At 46.2% G+C, this 13,959-nt stretch carries 13 protein-coding genes, 1 tRNA gene and 1 riboswitch; of the genes, 4 read left to right on the top strand and 10 right to left on the bottom strand.

All coding sequences use genetic code 11. The annotated features are described in order from the left end of the window. Positions 1-335: 335 nt before the first annotated feature. From LEP1GSC047_RS03910 to coaE, 6 genes are all read right to left on the bottom strand, one after another. On the bottom strand, positions 336-1,160 hold the full coding sequence (locus LEP1GSC047_RS03910; protein WP_010414389.1) for a CPBP family intramembrane glutamic endopeptidase: 825 nt from the start codon (positions 1,158-1,160) through the stop codon (positions 336-338). A 38-nt stretch (positions 1,161-1,198) separates the two neighbouring features. Next, positions 1,199-1,627: a VOC family protein gene (locus tag LEP1GSC047_RS03905; RefSeq protein WP_039934267.1), complete on the bottom strand. Its 429-nt coding sequence runs from the start codon at positions 1,625-1,627 to the stop codon at positions 1,199-1,201. Between the two features lie 28 nt (positions 1,628-1,655). After that, positions 1,656-2,345: a hypothetical protein gene (locus tag LEP1GSC047_RS03900; RefSeq protein ID WP_010414387.1), complete on the bottom strand. Its 690-nt coding sequence runs from the start codon at positions 2,343-2,345 to the stop codon at positions 1,656-1,658. A gap of 124 nt (positions 2,346-2,469) precedes the next feature. Continuing rightward, positions 2,470-3,123: an FFLEELY motif protein gene (locus LEP1GSC047_RS03895; RefSeq protein ID WP_010414386.1), complete on the bottom strand. Its 654-nt coding sequence runs from the start codon at positions 3,121-3,123 to the stop codon at positions 2,470-2,472. Positions 3,124-3,204: 81 nt separating this feature from the next. Continuing rightward, a complete protein-coding gene (locus LEP1GSC047_RS03890; RefSeq protein WP_020988532.1) occupies positions 3,205-3,876 on the bottom strand; it encodes an SPOR domain-containing protein in 672 nt (223 codons plus the stop codon). Then, positions 3,873-4,499 carry a dephospho-CoA kinase gene (gene coaE, locus LEP1GSC047_RS03885; RefSeq protein WP_010414382.1) on the bottom strand — a complete coding sequence of 209 codons (627 nt, stop codon included), beginning with the start codon at positions 4,497-4,499 and terminating at the stop codon, positions 3,873-3,875. The genes LEP1GSC047_RS03890 and coaE overlap by 4 nt, the downstream gene beginning before the upstream one ends. Positions 4,500-4,711: 212 nt before the next feature. On the opposite strand from coaE, the gene LEP1GSC047_RS03880 reads away from it, so the two are divergent. Next, positions 4,712-4,954 carry a hypothetical protein gene (locus LEP1GSC047_RS03880; RefSeq protein WP_010414380.1) on the top strand — a complete coding sequence of 81 codons (243 nt, stop codon included), beginning with the start codon at positions 4,712-4,714 and terminating at the stop codon, positions 4,952-4,954. Positions 4,955-4,961: 7 nt separating this feature from the next. On the opposite strand, the gene LEP1GSC047_RS03875 is transcribed toward LEP1GSC047_RS03880, so the two are convergent. Beyond that, positions 4,962-5,034 (bottom strand) — tRNA-Phe (locus LEP1GSC047_RS03875). A 39-nt stretch (positions 5,035-5,073) separates the two neighbouring features. Between LEP1GSC047_RS03875 and LEP1GSC047_RS03870 the strand changes: the two genes are divergently transcribed. Continuing rightward, positions 5,074-5,781: a protein-L-isoaspartate O-methyltransferase family protein gene (locus LEP1GSC047_RS03870; RefSeq protein WP_010414378.1), complete on the top strand. Its 708-nt coding sequence runs from the start codon at positions 5,074-5,076 to the stop codon at positions 5,779-5,781. Positions 5,782-5,827: 46 nt separating this feature from the next. On the opposite strand, the gene LEP1GSC047_RS03865 is transcribed toward LEP1GSC047_RS03870, so the two are convergent. Continuing rightward, the gene (locus LEP1GSC047_RS03865) at positions 5,828-6,727 is read right to left on the bottom strand and encodes a porin OmpL1 (protein ID WP_010414376.1); all 900 of its coding nucleotides are present in this window, start codon (positions 6,725-6,727) and stop codon (positions 5,828-5,830) included. 494 nt (positions 6,728-7,221) lie between these two features. Further along, positions 7,222-7,319, top strand: a riboswitch (TPP riboswitch). Between the two features lie 129 nt (positions 7,320-7,448). Between LEP1GSC047_RS03865 and thiC the strand changes: the two genes are divergently transcribed. Further along, on the top strand, positions 7,449-9,029 hold the full coding sequence (thiC, locus tag LEP1GSC047_RS03860; RefSeq protein ID WP_010414374.1) for a phosphomethylpyrimidine synthase ThiC: 1,581 nt from the start codon (positions 7,449-7,451) through the stop codon (positions 9,027-9,029). Positions 9,030-9,475: 446 nt separating this feature from the next. Here the strand turns inward: thiC and LEP1GSC047_RS03855 are convergent, their stop codons facing one another. Beyond that, positions 9,476-10,336: an LA_0991 family prenyltransferase-like protein gene (locus LEP1GSC047_RS03855; protein ID WP_010414372.1), complete on the bottom strand. Its 861-nt coding sequence runs from the start codon at positions 10,334-10,336 to the stop codon at positions 9,476-9,478. Positions 10,337-10,383: 47 nt separating this feature from the next. Next, on the bottom strand, positions 10,384-11,415 hold the full coding sequence (locus tag LEP1GSC047_RS03850) for a mechanosensitive ion channel family protein (RefSeq protein WP_039934093.1): 1,032 nt from the start codon (positions 11,413-11,415) through the stop codon (positions 10,384-10,386). 211 nt (positions 11,416-11,626) lie between these two features. On the opposite strand from LEP1GSC047_RS03850, the gene LEP1GSC047_RS03845 reads away from it, so the two are divergent. Continuing rightward, positions 11,627-13,954: an adenylate/guanylate cyclase domain-containing protein gene (locus LEP1GSC047_RS03845; protein ID WP_010414368.1), complete on the top strand. Its 2,328-nt coding sequence runs from the start codon at positions 11,627-11,629 to the stop codon at positions 13,952-13,954. The last annotated feature ends 5 nt before the right edge of the window (positions 13,955-13,959 follow it).

Raw genomic sequence — 13,959 nt, 5'->3', positions numbered from 1 at the left:
CCACCCGAAATCAGGGTGGGGGCCCGCCCGAATCATTGCACTAGTACGACCTAGTACCGCGCCAGGGATGTGAAGGGCGAAGTCCCGCATGGCTAATATCGGAATTTTTTTATTTCATGGTATTTCCATGCGGGATGAGGCGGATAGCCGAACCCGAAACAGCCCGGTCCCTGCGAATGCAGGGAGGCGCCCATACAGAGGACTGAAGACAGAGGACGGAGGACAGAACATTGATAAGCGGAGTTTCCATACTGCAGAAAGATTCTCGTGTTATAGTAGATCGGTCCTCTACCTCGGCTGCCTTTTTAACGTCTAGCAGCTGCTGTCTTTCGTCCTCAGTCCTCTGAAAGTTTCGATCTTTGGCGAAAAAGGGTTATCGAAATCAGCATTCCGAATACCATAATGACGATACCCAAGATATCCAGCCATATGGGCTGTAGTAATCCGTTGGCCATGGATTCACCCGTATACCCTTCGATTTTGATTTGAAATCCATGCTTAACCAAAATCGGAAAACCGTTAAATACCATATGAGCTAAAATCGGCTGTGCAACGGATCCCGTTTTCGCAACTAACCAAGCAAAATAATAGCCCACGACGCTCGCTCCTAAAAATTGCCAAGGATTCAAATGCAAAATCCCGAATAATAAGGCGGTAAGCAATGCCGCCGTTCTGAAGGAGTAGTTTCGTTTTAAACCGTCAAAAATAAGTCCTCGAAACAAAAATTCTTCCGTGAACGGCGCGACGATCATTAAGGCGATAGCGGTCCCAACCAGATCATTGTCGGAAAAAAGTCGATTCAGCATATCTAAAATAAAATCCGGCTTGGGAACAAGCAGAGAGAAAACGTTATCGATTTCGGAGATCAGGATCGTAAAGCCGATACAGGTCAGGACGATCGAAAGAGATTCTAATAATTTAGGTTTTTGTAATGAAAATACTTCCGAGAATCGTCGTCCCGTAAAATACCAACCCATAATCGTGACGAATCCAATTGAAACGGTGTTCGTGATCCCCAGGAGCTCGGTTTCCGTAAGGCCGATTCCTGACGCGTGATCGATTTGATTGAATAGGAACCCGACGATGAACGTCGTTATAATCGTAGCCAATACGATCAGGATGGACCCGGGTAATCCGGGAAAACTTCGGTAGTCAGTCATTTTTATTTTTGGATATATATTAATAAATAATAATTTACTTAAATAGGTAGCCGAATGCTTCCGTCATCGTTCATGGGAAAATGCGGGTTCCAGGCGACTTCCCATAAAAAACCGTCCGGATCCGAAAAATAACCGGAGCGTCCTCCCCAAACCGCATCGTGTGCAGGACGAACGATTTTGCCCCCGCTCCGTTTTACGAAATCCAGAGTGCGGTCGACGTCCTCTGCGAGCCGGACATTATGAGCGAGCGTAAATCCTCGAAAACCGGTACCCGCCGAATCTACAGTGGCATCGTTAGCCAGGTCCTCCCTCGGAAACAGCGCAAGAGCGATTCCACCCGTGCGAAAAAACGCGATGGCTTCTTCGCTGGCGCCGGACAAAGGCCATCCGAGTCCGTCCCTATAGAATTTTACGGAACGTTGCAAATCGGAAACTCCGAGAGTGATGATGCTGATGCGGGATTCCATTTTCATCCTGATTTCCTCGGCGCTGCCTTCAGGAATCCTTAGCGATACGCTTCGTATCCAACCATCCGCCTAACGCGGCGATTACGATGTACCCGAAAAGCGCCTGTGCGGAAAAATCCGGAACGCTTGTCGGAGGAGGAAAGAAAGGAGTTACTATTGCGAGAAGGATGAGGAATGCCGCAAAAAATTGCATGCCATACTTGCCGGCAAAGGTGCTTCCCGGTTTTGTCGCGCGGAAATAAAGAATCAGTCCGACTAAGGTTACGATGATTTCCAGGGTAATGGAAAGAACGCGATTTTTCCAAAGTCCGAATCCGATTTTGGGACCCGGGTCCCAAAAAATCGGAAGATCCGGAGTGTGCATCAACAAATCCGCAAAGTAATGGGAAAGGACCGAGATCCCGATCAAAAAAGAAATCTTCGTTTTCGTTTTTGAGTCATAGGGTTTGGATTTTAGCAGAACGTATTTTGAAAGAAAAAATATCAGAATGCCCCAAAGAATTCCGGCAACGAGGCTATGCGTATAGGGCATAAAGAATAAATCAAAATTGTTCATTTCGGTAAAACCGGGAACGAATCGAACGCCTTCGATTCCGAACAAAATGAAAATCATAAAGAGGATGTCGACGAACTGAACGCCTACAAGAGTCGTCCAAAGCGGGGTCTTTGGTTCCGCCTTCTTGAGCGCAAAGGAAACGCTATAATGACCGATGAACATGCGATTTCTCCTATTCCAGCTAATCGACTGAAAGTACGGACAAAGCATTTAAAGAGGCGCGAAAATTTGCAAGAAGGAAGTTTCTTCTGTAAATAAGCGAAGGGTTTTTAGGAACGAGCCGGTTTTAAATTCCGTCGCTATAGGAGTATTTTTGTCCGTCTTCTAGCTTGGTAACTAAACGATTTTCGCGATCCTGAAACGCTTCTATAAAGGGATTCAAATCCTTGATTTTACTCGAAAGGCCGTAACCTGCTTCCATCGTATCGACTAGCGATGTGGCTCCGACCATGGATGCGGCGACTTTAATGGGAGCCATGATCAATTTTACCATCGGAAGTTTCGAGAGGGAAAAAAAGAACCGTAGGGTCTCGCCGACCATCCGGATTTGTTCCCGTCGATCTTCATATCGTCCCACTTCTCCGATGGCAGCGTAAAGACTTTCCTGTTTGATGGTCCCGTTATCCAGTAAGTTATTCTCGATTACGATTCGCGCCGTATCAAAGTCTAGAGAATCCGTTATTTTATTCAGGAGAATAATCTGATGAATGCTGTCCGTCATAGCCTTTCCTGCGACGGTTTTCAGTTTTTCATACAGATTTTCGAGAGCGTTATCCCTCTCTTCCTTATTTGCGGGGGCATACAAATTATTTTCAAAAAAATGAGGAATGCCGTCGTACCCTTTTATCGTGGTAAGAAGATCCGAATACGTAGAACGCAAGCGGACAATCGTGGATCTGACTACGGCTAGACGAACTGGTTCAAGTTCTTTCAGATCCATTTCTGTAAGCAACACTTGGGCCCCCATAGCATTTGGGTCAATAGAAAAATAGATTCGGAAGTTTTCGTTTTCCCGATCTTTCTATTCTTTTGAAACTATTGCTTTCTCTTTTAAGTTAGACGGAAGTTTTTTAATGGATTTATCAGCATCTTCTCGCGTGGAAAAATTGCCCATTCGCACTGTGAAATATCCGTTCTTCGTTTTTTTTACGTAACTTTTTCCGCCGATCGATGATTTTAATTCGTCCGCTTTTTCGCGGCCTTTAAAGGCGGCAATCTGAACATAAAATCCGGCTTCGTTTCTGTGCGCCGATTTTCGTGAAACGATTTCCGATTTTTTGGAATCCTTCTCGCGCTTTACGAGTTTTTTCTCCTTATGCGGTTCGCCGGGGGCATCCGCGGAAATTTTCGCCACCTCTTCCTTTTTTGTCGGAGAAACGGTACTGCGAAGATCCACGATCTCCGATCCCGGAGGCAGGTTCCGAAATTTTATCTCCTCTTCGCGGGTGCCGTTCTGAGGAGCGGAGGAATTTATCGCGATATGCTGCGTTTGTCCTTGGGTCGGTTCGGCGGGTTGCGCCGTCGTTGAATTGTTAAGCGAATTTAACGATAGGTCCTCCTGGACTTGACCTCTTTTTCTTCCTATCGAAACTCCGAGAAAGAAGAAAGAGAATAGAAGGCCGATCAGAAAAGCGGACAGCAATGTGATCCGTTTATTATCTAAATTAATTACGTAGAATACTTTTTCCTTCATTTCATCCTGCCTTTTAGTTCCGAGAACAGCTTTGCACAATTCTTCTTTAGGTCTTCCAAGTCCCCTAGGTTCCTAAGGACATAATCGGCTCTTTCCGATTTTTCCTGGAGAGAAAGCTGGCTTTTTGCGCGCGCTTCCGCTTCTTCCATGGAAATACCGTCCCGATCGACGGTTCGTTTTAAGGAGGATTTCGGGTCGGAAACCACGCAAACAGTCGCGTCGCAAAGGGTGTAAGAGTCGGTTTCGAATAAGAGAGGGACCTCCCAAACCACTAAACGACTTCCCGCCTGGTTTTTCAAAATTCCTCGAAATTCCTCTCGAATCAGAGGATGAACCAGCTTATTCAATGCCGCGAGTTTCTCCGAATTCCCGAAGACCAGTTTAGCGATCTTTTTTCGGTCCGGTTTTCGGGACTCATCTAAAATTTCCGGACCTAAGGCCTTTACAAGTTCGTCTTTGATCGGGCTATCCGGGTCGGTGTACTTTCGCGCGATTTCATCCGCGCTGATCCGGAAGGCTCCCAATTCTTCGAGGAACTTTGAGGCGGCCGACTTTCCTCCGCCGATCATTCCGGTGATTCCGACTAAGAACGCCTCGTCGTCTCTACCTGGATGTTTCGACATAAACAAACCTATGCATAGGCCGGCTAGGAGTACAAGCAAAAAAGAAGCGGGAAATAATCAGTTTCTCCAAAAGGGGAATCTTGTGGAAAGTATTCCCGATTCGAGTTATATTGTTTCCACCTTCCGTCTCGGTAGGAGTTTTCGGCTTTAAAAAAGAAGGTGGAATGTTTTTACACGCCGGGTAAAAACAACGAATTAGCTTAGAGGAAATTATGAAATATTTGGAAACATCTCAAATCATTCCATCCAAGGGTATGTCGTACACGATGTACGAAATAGAAGGCGATGATCAAATCTTGCGGATGTTGACTTATATTCCCGACACGGACGAAGTTCACGTTTACCATAAGCCGCCGGTAAAGAAACTTTATAAGCCCGAGTTATGCAAGGCGGTTCAAGACGTCGTGTTTTCCGAATTATGGAAATTGGGAGAAGAGAGAAAGAAGAATAAGTAGAGGGTTTTGGCTCCGGGCAGAATCGAACTGCCGACACAAGGATTTTCAGTCCTCTGCTCTACCGACTGAGCTACAGAGCCGAACCCACTGCCAAGGTAAGAAATCGAGGCTAGCTGTCAATGGAAAATCATCCGCTCGGGCCGGAGCCGCTCTTCGACTCGGAGAACTCCATCGCCGAACGAGAGGCGATGGTAAAAAACCAAATCATAGCAAGAGGAATCACGGACCCTTTCGTTATTCGCGCAATGAGGAACGTGCCAAGGCATCTTTTTCTGCCTTCCGAATATCGACATCTCGCGTATTTAGACAAAGCGATTTCGATCGGATTCGGGCAGACGATTTCGCAGCCGTACATCGTAGCTTATATTTTAGGAGAGCTGTCCCTGCTTCCAAAAGAGAAAGTTTTGGAAGTAGGGACAGGATCCGGTTATCTGACCGCACTTTTAATCGAAATGAAAACCGAAGTCGTATCGGTAGAAATCGTTCCCGAATTGTACCGGAGGGCGTCGGAAATTTTAGAGCTTTGGTCCCCGGGTTGCACGACGAACCATCAGATCCGATTCGGAGACGCATACGAATTCGCAATGCAGAAAGATATGTTTACTCGCTTTGTGTCTTCGGCCTGCCTGCCCAAAATCCCGGAAACCATTCATCCTTTCTTTCTTTGCTTACGCGAAGGTGGGCTCGCGGTTTTTCCGATTTCCGGGACGGGCAATATTCAGCATCTAGTTACTTTATTAAAACGTAATGATCGGTGGGAAGAAAAGAGGCGAATCGAAGTGAAATTCGTGCCGCTAACCGGAAAGGGCGGTCTCTCCGATAAATAAAAAAGGCCCCGAATGGAGCCTTTTAAGAACGGGTTAAGCTTGAAGATTAGATTTCGAGCTTGTATCCGAAACGGTATTGAGTTCCGCCCAAAACAATCGGATAAGCCGGAGTTGGGGCTAAGCTGATAATACCACCCAAGGAATGAGTATGGCCCACTCCGTATTGGAAGGAGTAGAGAGTCTCCGCTTCCATGAAGAAGTGGCCTTTGTCGGTAAGTCTCGCTTGCGCTCCGATCAACCAGTTTGGAGCGAATCCGGCCACGCTAAAACGAGTATTTTCCCAGTTCGCTTGAGGGCTTGTTCCATCGGCGACTAGATTCGTAATCGTGTTTCCTGCTCCAAGAGTTGTGACCAAGTATTGGTGTACGTCTTCAGCGTGGTTACTACCTGCTAAGCTCCATCCACCTTTGAAGTAGTGAATACCGGCTCCGATATAAATCGCCGCGTCTTCCGATACGGAAAGTTTGATACCTACGTTTACGGGAATCTGAATGGCGTTATAATCCCAATGAATATTGTAGTATTCGTATCCGGCAAACTTTGCAGTGGTATCTCCACCCATGATTTTTCTGGTATAGTTACCTGAAATTCTCCAGAAGAATGCTTTTCCAAAGTCCTTTTCATATCCGACGGATATCACTCCACCGGTCATGGCTCCGGAGGTTTTCGCGCTGATCAATCCGTTTGTTGTGTGTTGAAGAGTGATCAGACGATTTTCCGGAATGATCGCGCGACGTGGCGAAACACCCGCGTTGGCATTAGCAGATGACGGAGCGACGTCAAAGTTATTGGATGCATCCAGACCATCTTTAGTGATTGTGCCGCCGAGTTGTCCGAGGTCGAACTGAGTACCAAGGCTCCCGAAGACGTATGATTTTGCGCTTATGCTCGCTGCCGAAAAAAGAACGGCGAAGACAAGCACAACTTTGCTTATGTTACGAACCATTTATATAGCTCCTTTAAACTTTTCGTATCGTGAAGTGTCGTAAAGCCAGGACATTTTATGTCTATTGCCTGTCCCAGGCATAGGACAGGACTCTAAGAAGCTTCCGTTCGCTGTCAAACAGATAATCGAAGCTAAATAAAAAAGTCCTCTTTTCTATTTTTTTATTTCGAACATGAGTTAGGTAATCTCGTCGACGATAATTTTTCTGCAATGCAACACGAAAAATTTTTAAAATGGATCGTTTAACTTTCGTTTTGTCCCTCTGATTTTGAATATAGCGAATGAATGTTCAGCAGGAAGGAGTTTGTATCGTGAATGTATCTATTCCCCATGAGAATGTAGAACGCGATGCGAAAGATCGGATTCTGAACGCATCGATAGGGAGAAGTTTTTCTTGTTGCTGAACGATCATTCCATACTTAAAATTGCTTGGCCTCCGCGTTGCAGACTAGGGAAAAGTCCTTGCAAGCTAATGAAAATACCGGCTAATGGAAGTGAACCGTTGGGGGTGGGACGCCATTTGGCGACTCTGAGAGAGTCCCCGGAACCTGATCAGGATAATGCCTGCGAAGGAAAACGGATGAGCGGAAGGATTTGCTCTCAAGTATATTAACTTTTTCTGTTTGATGCCGATTCCTCGGAAAGTTTAAACGGAGAGTTTCCTTCTTTCGCATATCTTGTTTTCTGATCCGGCTTTTCCTCCCTTCGGTTGGAGAGGCATATGGACCCAATTCAAAACGATTTCGCATCTAAGTACCAAATTCCCAATAAAGAGATTCGTCTTACGGATGGAACTCGATATCATGCTTATACTACCGAAGGTCCTTGGGGAAAAGGGGAGATCCCGCGCGATTTTAAAATCGGAATTCCGAAAATACGCGAACCCTGGATCCGGCAAAGAAACGAGGACTCGAATCATTCTCAGATGTACTATGCCAGACGCGGCATCGTAACCGAAGAGATGAGATACGTAGCTCTGAGAGAAGGCATGGAGCCCGAATTCGTGCGTTCTGAAATCGCACGAGGTCGCGCGATCATTCCCTCCAATAAAAGGCACTTGGAACTCGAGCCGATGATTATCGGTAGGAATTTTCTGGTAAAGATAAATGCGAATATAGGAAATTCCGCACTTTCCTCTTCCATCGAAGAGGAAGTCGAAAAGCTGAGATGGGCCGTTAGATGGGGAGCCGATACGGTCATGGATCTTTCCACCGGAAAAAACATCCATGAGACCCGCGAGTGGGTGATTCGTAATTCGCCGGTTCCGATCGGAACGGTTCCCATATACCAGGCTCTGGAAAAAGTGAAGGGCAAGGCGGAGAATCTAAACCTAAACGTCTTTTTGGAGACGTTGGAGGAGCAGGCCGAACAAGGAGTGGATTATTTTACGATTCATTCGGGTGTTTTGTTAAGATACATTCCGTTAACCGCAAAGCGTACTACGGGCATCGTTTCGAGGGGCGGTTCGATCATCGCAAAATGGTGTTTGGCTCATCATAAAGAAAATTTTCTTTATGAACGGTTCGACGAAATTTGTAAAGTCATGAAAAAATACGGAGTTTCTTTTTCTCTGGGGGACGGACTTCGACCGGGAAGCATCGCGGATGCGAATGACGAGGCTCAGTTCGGAGAATTAAGAACGTTAGGCGAACTGACTCAGAAAGCATGGGAAGAGGATATTCAAGTGATGATCGAAGGGCCGGGTCACGTCCCGATGCATCTCATCAAAGAGAATGTCGATCTTCAAATGGAAATTTGTAAGGAAGCTCCCTTCTATACTCTCGGCCCGCTGGTTACCGATATAGCACCGGGTTACGATCATATCACTTCGGCGATCGGTGCCGCGATTATCGGTTGGCATGGAACGGCGATGCTTTGTTATGTGACCCCGAAGGAGCATTTAGGGCTTCCGGATAAAGAGGACGTCAAGCAAGGAGTGATCGCATATAAGATCGCGGCGCACGCGGCCGATCTTGCCAAAGGACATCCCGGCGCCAAACAAAGGGATGATTTATTGAGCAAGGCCCGCTTCGAATTTCGTTGGGACGATCAGTTCGCTCTCTCCTTGGACCCGGAAACGGCGCAATCATTTCACGATGAAACTTTACCGCAGGATAGGATGAAGACCGCGCATTTTTGTTCCATGTGCGGTCCTCATTTTTGCTCGATGAATCTGACTCAGGAACTTCGAAAATATGCCGAAGAAAAAGGAATATCGGAACTAGATGCGGTAAGCGAGGGAATGAAGGAGAAGTCGGAAGAGTTTTTAGAAAAGGGAGCGAGTGTTTATATAGCGCCTTGAATCAGAGGACAGAGGGCGGAAGCCAGACGCGTTCGCTTTCAGAGGACGGAAGACAGTAGCTGCTACTAGTTGGAAAGGCCACGGAAGTAGAGGAAGAATCTACTATAACACAAGAATCTTTCTTTAGAGCGTGGGAGCTCCGCACATCAATGTTCTGTCCTTTTCAGAAGACAGAGGTCAGAGGACGGAAGACAGTAGCTGCTAGACGTTGAAAAGGTAATAGAGGAGGGGAAAATTCTCTGCTACCATAAGAATCTTTCTTTAGAGCGTGGAAACTCCGCTTATCAATGTTCTCTCTCCCAGAAGACAGAGGTCAGAGGACGGAAGACAGTAGCTGCTAGACGTTGAAAAGGTAATAGAGGAGGGGAAAATTCTCTGCTACCATAAGAATCTTTCTGTAGAACATGGAAACTCCGTTCATCAATGTTCTGTCTTCTGTCCTCTGATTACGAATACCAAGATAGAAACCAAGGAATAAAACCTGTTAAATAGATCCCTTCTCCTAGGATTCTATATCGTTGGGAACCTGAAAAAAAATCCGAGTATCGTAAGATTATTCCCGGAACAGCGCAAAGTAACCCGGCGAAAATACATGTGGAAACCGGATGGGTAGGTTCGAATTTGCGTACCCAACCCGCGAGTAAAATCCCCATAACGGTTCCTAAGAGGGAAGATCGGAGCACCCAATCTCTCGCCGATTCGGGAGAAAACGTTCCGAGAAAATAAACGAGCCCTTCTTTTTCGTCCAAGTCCATTTCCATCAACGAGTTCATGATTAAGTTTAAGACGGTTCCCAAATAGAAAAGCATAAGTAAGACTCCCGTAAGCCAGGAGCGGAAACCCGCCACTAGCAGGGGACCGAACCAAACTCCTAGCGTGTAAATAGTCGCTACGGAAAATTCTTTTCCGAACCTGATTTTTCCCCAGGAGGCCAATGACAAGTGAATGATTGCGAGAACGGAAAGGATCAGTCCTCCCCAAAAAACGATCTCTCTTACAAAGAAAAGGGCGAGCACCGCGCAAAAGATCGCACCACAGACCGCCGATATGATTAGTATTTTTGAATATTCGAAATGAAACTTGTGCCTCGGATTAACGGAGGATTCGCCTACTTTTCTTCCGTCCAATAAATGGTCCGCTGTGTAAACTACCCAGACGCTCAGCGGGAGAAGGATCCACCATGCCCATTTCATTTTGGCGCCTGTGACCGTGACTGCATAGGCCCCGGATCCGACCACGCCTAAGCAAATATCCAAGCTCAGAACGTGGATATAAAACCAAAGACCTCGATAATTTTCGATTCGCATAAGGTTCACCTTTTCAGGTCATCAAGATATATTCGCAATAAAATCGTCTAAATCGGGTTTTGCGCGGATATCGGGAATTCGATTCCCTCCGATTTGAACGTTTCGTGCAAGGATTTTATGAATTCCGATCTCAGTAAATATTGATCGGTTATTTCCTTTAATTGAAATGTAACCGTCAAATCGATGCTAGACGGTCCGAATGCCTGGAAACGCACGTTAGGTTCTACGTCTATCCCTTTTCCGTAAACAGATTGGAGAGTCAGTTTGGCGACTTCCTTGCAGGTGCTTTCCACTCTTTGAAGATCGTTTCGATAGGAAACGGATAGGGAAACGCCGATGGATACGTTCGAGGATGGGAGCTCATAATTTATATACGTCGTTTGGGACATTTTTGCGTTAGGAATGACGACCGTGCTCCCGTTCAGTTTTCGCAAAGAGGTGGTTCTCCAGTTGATATCTTCTATATAACCTTCTTGTCCGGTTTCCAGGGAGATGAAATCTCCCACGCGAACCTTCTTACTGAATAAGACCTCCAGTCCGGCGAAAAGATTCGAGAGAGTTTCCTGTAATCCTAACGCCACCGCTAATCCTCCGACGCCTAATGCGGTTAAGGCGGGAGCGATCGAAATTCCCAACGTTTGTAGAATCACTAATCCGCCGATCAGTAATACGCAAATGCGCAAAATATTGTTCAAAATCGAAGCCGAGGAAAGGACACCTTCGTTCTTCGAAGAAAATAATTCGAAAAATCCGGTTGCGACGTTCGCAAGAGAGAGCGTAAAAAATAAGATCGCAAGGACTTTCAGATATAAGAAATAAGAAATCTTCGTATCCGCATGCAGCGAGGATGCATGAATCGCGGCGTACAATCCTAATATTAGGAAAAAGTAACGAACGAAGGACAATAATGCGAGGTAGAGCGGATGTTTCTTATCCAATTTATCTTTCGTAAGATTACGAGCGAGCTTCGGAACTAGGAAGCCTCCGAAAATATAACCGAGCAAAATTCCAAGGGCGGCGAAGGCCGGACCGATGACCCATTGGAATCGAAGAATCGTTGGCCAATCAATTTCGTTCATAGACATACCGTAAGAATCTATACGATTCCGAAAAGGGTTTTCTCTTAACGGAAAAGTCGTAGTCATTAATTATGTGGCATTGCTGCGACATTTTTAGCGGGAATTCTTGCCTCTAAATCCGGCTCCCTTTTTTGGAAATAGGATTTTCGAATGACAAACGAAGTAGTTTTGAGAAACTCCGAACCCCATGGATGGGGAGGCATACGAATAAATGCTCGAATATGCGTTGGATTCCGGGCTTTCGCTCTATGTCCAAAGGTTTACTCCCGAATCGGAGGAAGAGCAACCCTGGTTGGAGGAAGTTCACACTCGAGGGATTAGAGAAGTAATCCTTTGGGGCAGTCCGAGCGAAGCCGGCGCCTGGAAAAAGAATCCGGGTTTTATAAAGTTACTCAAGAGTCTGAAAGCCGAGCAGATTTCCATCACGACTCTGGACGGTTCCAAGTTTAATTTATCCGACAAATCGGTGGAAAAACTGGTTTCGTTTTTGCAAACGAGGGGAAAGAAATCGCCCGTTTTATTTTGGTATTCCTTGGACGAGGCGGACAGGGTATTAAGCGTATTCAAGGATCGGTTTCCTCTAAAGGAGAAAATTGTTCCGACACCTTTCTCTCCCGTTAAGAAAGCGGCGCCGGCTCAGGAAGTCCATTCCGAATTCGCCAATTACGGGAAGTCGGGAAAGGATTTTGCGGAGAGGGAGGCGTTTCGTCCTTCGCAAATTACCATACGAGTAAAGTTGTTATCCATCGTATCCGCCATCGTCGTTCTTAGCATGGGATTTATGATCACGCTAGCGACGACGTTATTTAGAAATTATACGGTATCGTTAATTCAAGAATATAACTTGAGTCTTGCCCGATTGACCGGTTTGCAGGTCGGTCTAAAGGTTCGAGATCTAGCGGATAAGGCCGATGAATTTTATGAAAGATTCCCGGGACAAGTCGTCCCGAGTGCGAATTCCAAGAAAGGATTCCTGCCGAAGGACTTGGAGACTTATTTCGCCATTCAACCCAGAGTCCTCGCATGGGGGAAAGCAAAGGGCGGAGAAGCGATCTTATTTTTTAATCCGCGTTTTCTCAAGGAGTTGAGAACCGAGGAAGATCTTATTCGCTCAAAATGGAATTCGATACCGTTGGCGGAGAAGACAAAACTTCTTTCCTCCGAATCGGATAAATTGCACGTATCGAATATAAGCGCCAAATTCGGATTCCCGTTAGTGCTGTTCTCCGAAAGAAAGAAAGGAGGAAGCGAGGCTAGTTTCTTTTTATTGGCACCGACCGATTTATGGGAATCGGCGCGATCGGCGCTGCAGACCGAATTATTCGAAATATGGATCGTTGATTCTCAAGGAAAATTAGTCGCTCATACGAATGAAGCGGAAGCACTTTCCGAAAAAGATTATTCAAAGAATCCCTTGATTCAATTTCTGCTTCGTAACCCTACGGACAACGGTTCCAGGACGACGGATTACGAAGGAAAGGAAACGCTCGGATCATTCCAACAACTCGAGGACGGAAATCTCGCGGTAATTTCCTCGATCGAGGCCGACAAAGCCTTCGAAGCGGTGTATAAAATTCGAAGACAGAATCTTTATATTCTACTTTGCGTCCTATCGATGGCTTTCTTCGTCGTGTTTCTTTTTTCTCGAACGCTCACCGTGCCTATTATCAATCTGTTAAGCGCAACGAGGCAGATCGAAAGAGGAAATTATCACGTAGCGATTCGTCCGGTTACTAGAGACGAGGTCGGGGTCTTGACCAATTCCTTTTTAAAGATGGCGCAAGGATTGGAGGAACGGGAAAAAATCAAGGATACCTTCGGTAAGTTCGTAAATAAGGAGATCGCGGAACGTGCTCTTTCCGGCGAGGTTTCTCTGGGGGGAGAAACGAAAGAAGTCGCGGTATTTTTTTCGGATCTACGGAATTTTACCGGCATGTCCGAAAGATTAAAGCCGAGCGAAGTCGTGGAGTTTTTGAACGCATACTTTACCGAAATGGTGGAATGCATCTATCTAACGCAAGGGATCGTGGATAAGTTCATCGGAGACGCGATTATGGCCCATTGGGGCGCATTATATTCGGACGGAAACGATACAAGGAATGCCGTCAATGCCGGGCTATTAATGAGAAATGCCCTGATCGAATTCAATCGAATCGGAAGTCAGATCGGTCGACCGAAAGCAAGATTCGGATGCGGAATCAATACGGGGTCCGTGGTGGTGGGGCAGATCGGTTCGGAAAAGAAATTCGAATTCACCGTCATCGGTGACGCGGTAAATTTGGCCTCGCGAATCGAGTATCTTACGAAGGATTTCGGGACCGACATTTTAATATCCGGTTCTTCCTATGAAAAAGTAAAAGATTATTATTTGTTCGAAGCTCTGCCTCCGGTTTGGATTCGCGGTAAGGAGGAACCGCAATATCTATATGCGGTTCTGGGTTGGAAGGAAGACCCCGAATGTCCCAAAAGTCTGGAAGAGGTGAGACGAATCTGCGAAATTCCCGAACCCGCCGGCCCGTCCCAGGCTTTGGCATATTAGAAAAT

It is taken from the genome of Leptospira inadai serovar Lyme str. 10, assembly GCF_000243675.2.
GTDB lineage: Bacteria > Spirochaetota > Leptospiria > Leptospirales > Leptospiraceae > Leptospira_B > Leptospira_B inadai.
This window is presented reverse-complemented; position numbering and strand designations above follow the sequence as displayed.

Excerpts from the sequence above, each read along its gene's own strand:
- LEP1GSC047_RS03900 (WP_010414387.1), bottom strand. The coding sequence starts at position 2,345 with ATGTTCATCGGTCATTATAGCGTTTCCTTTGCGCTCAAGAAGGCGGAA.
- LEP1GSC047_RS03905 (WP_039934267.1), bottom strand. The coding sequence starts at position 1,627 with ATGGAATCCCGCATCAGCATCATCACTCTCGGAGTTTCCGATTTGCAA.
- LEP1GSC047_RS03865 (WP_010414376.1), bottom strand. The coding sequence starts at position 6,727 with ATGGTTCGTAACATAAGCAAAGTTGTGCTTGTCTTCGCCGTTCTTTTT.
- coaE (WP_010414382.1), bottom strand. The coding sequence starts at position 4,499 with ATGTCGAAACATCCAGGTAGAGACGACGAGGCGTTCTTAGTCGGAATC.
- LEP1GSC047_RS03855 (WP_010414372.1), bottom strand. The coding sequence starts at position 10,336 with ATGCGAATCGAAAATTATCGAGGTCTTTGGTTTTATATCCACGTTCTG.
- LEP1GSC047_RS03845 (WP_010414368.1), top strand. The coding sequence starts at position 11,627 with ATGCTCGAATATGCGTTGGATTCCGGGCTTTCGCTCTATGTCCAAAGG.
- LEP1GSC047_RS03880 (WP_010414380.1), top strand. The coding sequence starts at position 4,712 with ATGAAATATTTGGAAACATCTCAAATCATTCCATCCAAGGGTATGTCG.
- LEP1GSC047_RS03910 (WP_010414389.1), bottom strand. The coding sequence starts at position 1,160 with ATGACTGACTACCGAAGTTTTCCCGGATTACCCGGGTCCATCCTGATC.
- LEP1GSC047_RS03870 (WP_010414378.1), top strand. The coding sequence starts at position 5,074 with ATGGAAAATCATCCGCTCGGGCCGGAGCCGCTCTTCGACTCGGAGAAC.
- LEP1GSC047_RS03895 (WP_010414386.1), bottom strand. The coding sequence starts at position 3,123 with ATGGATCTGAAAGAACTTGAACCAGTTCGTCTAGCCGTAGTCAGATCC.
- LEP1GSC047_RS03850 (WP_039934093.1), bottom strand. The coding sequence starts at position 11,415 with ATGAACGAAATTGATTGGCCAACGATTCTTCGATTCCAATGGGTCATC.
- thiC (WP_010414374.1), top strand. The coding sequence starts at position 7,449 with ATGGACCCAATTCAAAACGATTTCGCATCTAAGTACCAAATTCCCAAT.
- LEP1GSC047_RS03890 (WP_020988532.1), bottom strand. The coding sequence starts at position 3,876 with ATGAAGGAAAAAGTATTCTACGTAATTAATTTAGATAATAAACGGATC.